This is a genomic window from Nocardia sp. NPDC060220, from assembly GCF_042727815.1.
Classification (GTDB): domain Bacteria; phylum Actinomycetota; class Actinomycetes; order Mycobacteriales; family Mycobacteriaceae; genus Nocardia.
Map to the genome: position 1 here is coordinate 1 of NZ_JBHWZY010000098.1, position 5422 is coordinate 5422.

Annotated in this window: 7 protein-coding genes; 2 read left to right on the forward strand and 5 right to left on the reverse strand. The window is 68.4% G+C overall.

Annotated elements, in window-relative coordinates; genetic code table 11:
- Positions 1 to 651, forward strand: a 651-nt coding sequence (locus ACFWF3_RS07690) for an ABC transporter permease (protein ID WP_379312932.1), incomplete at its 5' end; no start/stop codon positions are given.
- A 28-nt stretch (positions 652 to 679) separates the two neighbouring features.
- A complete protein-coding gene (locus ACFWF3_RS07695) occupies positions 680 to 1315 on the forward strand; it encodes a TetR family transcriptional regulator (protein WP_378994267.1) in 636 nt (211 codons plus the stop codon).
- A 1-nt stretch (position 1316) separates the two neighbouring features.
- Here ACFWF3_RS07695 and ACFWF3_RS07700 read toward each other — a convergent pair whose 3' ends face one another.
- From ACFWF3_RS07700 to ACFWF3_RS07720, 5 genes are all read right to left on the reverse strand, one after another.
- Positions 1317 to 2123, reverse strand: a complete 807-nt coding sequence (locus ACFWF3_RS07700) for a class I SAM-dependent methyltransferase (RefSeq protein ID WP_379312933.1) — start codon at positions 2121 to 2123, stop codon at positions 1317 to 1319.
- A 98-nt stretch (positions 2124 to 2221) separates the two neighbouring features.
- Positions 2222 to 2446 (reverse strand): Trm112 family protein, encoded by a 225-nt coding sequence (locus tag ACFWF3_RS07705; RefSeq protein ID WP_378636876.1) that lies wholly within the window; start codon positions 2444 to 2446, stop codon positions 2222 to 2224.
- Positions 2447 to 2455: 9 nt separating this feature from the next.
- The gene (locus tag ACFWF3_RS07710; protein WP_378994263.1) at positions 2456 to 2893 is read right to left on the reverse strand and encodes a GtrA family protein; all 438 of its coding nucleotides are present in this window, start codon (positions 2891 to 2893) and stop codon (positions 2456 to 2458) included.
- Complete coding sequence (locus ACFWF3_RS07715; protein ID WP_379312935.1) at positions 2890 to 5130, reverse strand: hypothetical protein; 2241 nt, start codon at positions 5128 to 5130, stop codon at positions 2890 to 2892. The genes ACFWF3_RS07710 and ACFWF3_RS07715 overlap by 4 nt, the downstream gene beginning before the upstream one ends.
- A gap of 73 nt (positions 5131 to 5203) precedes the next feature.
- Positions 5204 to 5422 (reverse strand): hypothetical protein (locus ACFWF3_RS07720; protein WP_379312936.1); only part of this gene is annotated, 219 nt, incomplete at its 5' end.

The following is a 5422-nucleotide window of genomic DNA, read 5'->3' on the forward strand; positions in this document are numbered from 1 at the left end:
CTGCTGTACTTCATCTACCAGGACGCACCGCGCCCGCCGCACGCCCCGCTGACGATGTTCGACCGGGTCGGCATCACGATGCTCGGGATCCTGCCGTTCATGGTGATGTTCCTGATCACCGCGATCGCGATGCAGCGCGAACGCACATCGGGAACCCTCGAACGACTGCTCACCACACCGCTGAGCAAGCTCGACCTGCTCGCCGGATACGGCAGCGCGTTCTCCCTCGCCGCCGCCGCGCAGGCCGCGGTCGCCTGCGTGGTCGCGTTCTGGCTGCTCGGACTGACCGCCGCGGGCAGCCCGGGCTGGGTCATGCTGATCGCGATGGTCGACGCGGTGTGCGGCGTCGGGCTCGGCCTGCTGGCGAGTGCGTTCGCGCGCACCGAATTCCAGGCCGTGCAGTTCATGCCGGTGATCGTCGCGCCACAGATCTTCCTGTGCGGGCTGCTGGTACCGCGCGACCGGCTGCCCGGCTGGCTCGAGGCGATCAGCAATGTGATGCCGTTGAGCTACGCGGTCGACGCGCTCCAGCAGGTGTCGGTTCACGCGGAGCCGACAGCTGCGATGTGGCGCGATATCGCCGTCGTCGCCGGGTTCGCGCTGGTGGCGCTCGGCCTCGCCGCGGCTACTCTGCGTCGACGCACCCCGTAGCGAACAAGACCCGACGAGAGGATCCACGATGAGTGACGGCGAATCCGGTGCCGGCACAGCGAAATCCGGGCGCACCGGACGCAGGCCGGGCAACGCCGACACCAAGCTGGCGATCCTCGACGCGGCGCGGGTCCGGTTCGCCGGCGCCGGGTTCGACAAGACCTCGATCCGCGCGATCGCGGCCGATGCCGATGTCGACCCGGCGCTGGTGCACCACTACTTCGGCAACAAGCAGCAGCTGTTCGCCGCCGCCGTGGACTTCCCGGTCGACCCGGACACCACGCTCAGAGCCGTCGACGCCGCGCCGATCGCCGAGCTCGGCGCGACGATCGTGCGCGCGGTCGTCACCGTGTGGGACTCCCCCGCCGGACCCGGCATCGTGGCCATGGTCCGCAGCATCTTCGCGGGCGGCGATCAGAATCTCGCGCGCACGTTCCTGCTCCAGGTGGTGCTGGAACGGGTCCGGGTGCGCATCGCCACCGCCGACGACGACGGTCGCGCCAGGGTCTCGCTGGCGGCATCCCAGATGATCGGGGTCCTGACCGCCCGCAAGATCATCGCACTGGAACCGCTGGCCTCGATGCCGATCGATGCCGTGGTCGATGCCGTCGGCCCCGTGGTACAGCGCTACCTGACCGGTGAGATCGAGACCGGCAGTTGGTGATTCAGCGCGACCTCACCCGCACGATCGCCGGTGGCACATCGCGCAGCAACGGCAACGCGCCGAAGATCGGCAGGGTCGCGGCCAGCGGACCGTGCGAGGGACCGTAGGAGCTCACCGTCACCTCGCCGACCGCCGGACTCCACGACCGCAGCAGCGCCGCGATCTTGCTGCGCTCGATCCCCCACGGCATCGGCGGCGCCGTGTAGTCCGGCGTCGTGTGGAACCCGCGCACGGTCTTGCGGGAGAACCACGGCGGGATCGTGTCGAACATCAGCTCCACGCCGGGAAATCGTTCGAGAATCGCGGCGACCAGACGGCGCACGTCGTCGGGCGCGAAGTACATCAACAGCCCCTGCGCCGTGACGAAGACACCGCGCTCGGGGTCGACGTGGTCGAGCCAGGTCAGATCCAGCGCACTGATCGGCAGATACGCACACCTCGGCGTCGGCGGCAGGAATCGAGTGCGGATCTCGATCGCCTCGGGCACATCGACGCACAACCATCGCACCGCTCCGTCATCGCACCGCTGGAACTGGGTCTCGAGCCCGGCGGCCAGTTCCACCACGGTCCCGCCGGGATGCGCGGCCAGCCACGGCCGCAGTGCTTCATCGAAGCGGGCCGAACGTACAGCGTGGGTGCCGTCGGGCTCGCCGAAGGTCCGCGTGTAGTCGAAATCGATGGTGTCGTAGAGGCGTTCACAGTCCGGATCGGTCAGGACCGCGTCGGCGCGCTTCACCTCCGCACCACGGTTGTGCAGGGTCCACAGCATGGTCAGCGGAATGCCGCTCAATGCGACGTCATCAGCCATCGGACGCACTCTTTCCTGATCGGGTCAGCACCTCAACACGAACTAAGGTAAGCCTAACTCCGATTCGGGAGCGGTGGGGAAGCTGCCGAATGGGCCGATCAGGATTCGGCGACGAAGAATTCGTGCTCGGCGTCGGAGACGTCGCGGGCCTCGTCGATCAGCAGCACCGGGATGCCGTTGTCGATCGGGTATGCGCGACGTAGACGCGGGTTGTAGAGCACGCTCACATCGGCTTCGGTGCGCACCAGCTGCAGGGGACCCTTGTCCTGGGGGCAGGCCAGCAGGCCGAGCAGGGTTGCGTCGATGGTGGATTCGTGCGCCATGTGCCTAACCTACCGCGCCCGGCGGAACGAGATGTAGCGGTGTCCGAAGAAGCTCACGACCGCCACCAGACCCATGACGATCACCGAGGCGGGGGCGGCGGGAAACCCGAGGCCGGTGACCGCCAGTTCCACCAGGATCACGTTGAGCACCAGACCACCGGCGTTGACCCCACAGAACGCGAGAAAGTCACGCAGGAGATGGCCGTGCACGCGGAACACCAGGGTGCGGTGCAGCACGAACGCGACGACCGTGCTCACCGCGTAGGCAGCGACAACGGCCAGACCGGGCCTGCCGTCGCCGAGCACCTGCAGCCAGAAAACGACGAGCGCCATGCCGAGCAGGGTGTTGAACCCGCCGACGATCGCGAACGCCAGCTCCTGACGTTTCACGATCCGCAGCAGCGGGCCCGGTGTCTCGAGCACGCCGCCCGCCGCCTCGGCGGTCATCGCACCGCGTTCGCGAGCGCGGTGTCGTCGGCGGCGATCGACTCCGCCGCCGGGGCGTCCAGCTCCTCGTCGTCGGGCTTACGCCCACGCACGTACAGCCACTGGAACACCGCGAGTCCGAGCAGCCCGAGGCCGATCGCGGCGCCGCCGATCTTCCAGCCCGGCGGACGCCAGGTCAGCTCGAGATCGCCGTTCTTCGTCCCGGCCGGAATGTCGACCGCGACGAAACTCTTCGCGACGACCTTGAACGGGATGTCCTTGCCGTCGAGGCTCACCCGGTAGCCCGGCCAGCCCAGACGCGCGAACACGACGCGGCCACCGGCCGCCGAGCTCACGGTGACCCGGCTCGTCGTATCGCTTTCCGAGGTCGAGACCGCGGTGGCGTTCTCGACCGCCGAGATCCGGCCGTTGCGGGTGGAGATCAGGCCGTCCGCACGTTCGAGGACCGAGATGTAGTTCTCGTGGCCGGGGTAGTCGACCCACTTCCACCCCTCGGGCGCGGGCTCGGTCCGCGCGGCCGGGTAGAGCGCGCGTTGCAGCACCACCCGGTCGATGTTCATCAGATCGACGACCGTTTTGCCCGTCGACGGCTCGACCGCGAACGCGCGGCGGTAGGCGTCGGGGCACACGCTGGTGTCCCAGCGCATGCAGAGCATGTCGCCGAACCAGAAGTGACCGTTCGGGGTATAGCCGCTGACATAGGTGCGCTCGATGTCCTTGGCGTAGTTGCCGAACACCAGCGAGCCGTAGGCACCGTCGAGGGTGCGCTCCCCCGGTTGGATCAGCGCGCGATCGCCGAGCTGCAGCGTGGTCCCCGCGAATTCCGGGAACGCCGCGCGCGCCGCGGCCCGATCGCTGGGCAGATTCCAGCTCATCGGCGTCGGCTGTGCCCGTTCCACCTGGACATACGCGATCGGGGACACCGCGATGATCGCCAGCGCCACCGCCGCCGAGATCCCCTTGTTCACCGCCAGCCACACCAGCGCGGCCCCGAGCGCGGCGATGGCCAGCGCGGCGATCACATGCGCGATCCAGTTGTGTGGGTCGGCGGAGAACGAGCGCACCCACAGCAGCCCGATCAGCACGGCCGCCGCGATACCCCGCGCACGCCAGTCCTTGAAGGTCGCGAACCGCCCGAGCAGCACGCACACCAGCAGCAGCAGACCCAGCGCCACCATCGGCAGCACGCGGGCGGGCCAGCGCAGCGGGCCGATCGTGCCGGGGCCGGCCGTCCACATCAGCGCAGCGATCGCGAACAGGCCGATGCCGCTGAGTTCGCGCCAGGCCGCGCGCGCCTTGCCCCAGTCGATGAACGCCAAGGCCGGAATCAGGAACCAGGCGATGTAGACCACCGGCAGCGGCTGGACGTAACCCCACCACGAGGTGAACGCGGGCAGGGTCGAGGGCAGGCTCGCGTTCAGCGATTCCGACCACGGCACCGTGAGGAACATGTCGTTGTTGATCTGAGCGGTGCCACGCCAGGTGACCTTCGCCGACAGCATGCTCGGCAGGTAGGTCGCCGCTCCGGCCAGCGCCGCCAAGCCGGCCACCGTCAGCAGTTTCAGCGACGGGCGCCAGGTCCGCTGGTAGATCAGCTCACCGACCGCGACCGCGCCGATCATCAGGCCGGCTTCCACCGCCGGGAAGATGTACTGCACCGAAATCGCCAGGTAGAGATACACGAACACGGGGATCGGCCCGCCGCGACCGCGCGAGTAGCGCACGCCCGACGCCCACGCGTGCACCATCCACGCGGTGCCGGTGAAGGCGGTCATCCAGCTGGCCTCGTCGAAGAACAGCAACCAGCCGGTGAACGGAATCGAGACCCCGGCCAGCGCCGCCCACTGCACCCGGGAGCCGTAGGCCAGGCAGATCCGGTAGACGCCGAGTCCGAGGACGATCGCGAAGATCAGCTTCACCACGGTCGCGTACAGCACCAGGTTGTCCACCGAGGGCGCGATGAGATCGATCAGCAGCTGCGGCGGATTCAGCAGCCCGGCTTCCTCGATCGAGTAGTTCCCGGCCATCCAGTGCTCGGGCACCATCACCGGCAGATCACCGTTGCGCAGCCGGTTGCCGAGCATCACCCACAGCGGGACGTACTGCGATTCGGTGTCGTCGGTATAGAAGTGCCGAACGTTGGCCAGGAGAACCGCACCATAGCCCGCGATCACTCCGAGGGAGGTGATCAAGCCCCAGATATAGACGGAACGACGGGACGGGGTTCTACTTTCCACCACGAGGACCAGACCCTACAGGCACACGGCCCGACTGGCACCGTCGCACAGCGGGATCGCTTCCACCGACGTGTCACGCGCCGGTGTTAAAGTGCGCACACTGCTGGGTCAATACCTCCGAAACACCGAAAGTGTCCGCGATGCCGATTCCGTCCGCACCTTTGTCCAGGCCCGACACTGTCGTGGGGGGGGGGGGGGCCGCCCGGCCCGGCCGCTCGGGGTCGCCCCCCCCCCCCCCCACCGCCGGGTAGGCGCCGAACTCGGCGAGCACGGTCAGGAAGGTCTCCATCTG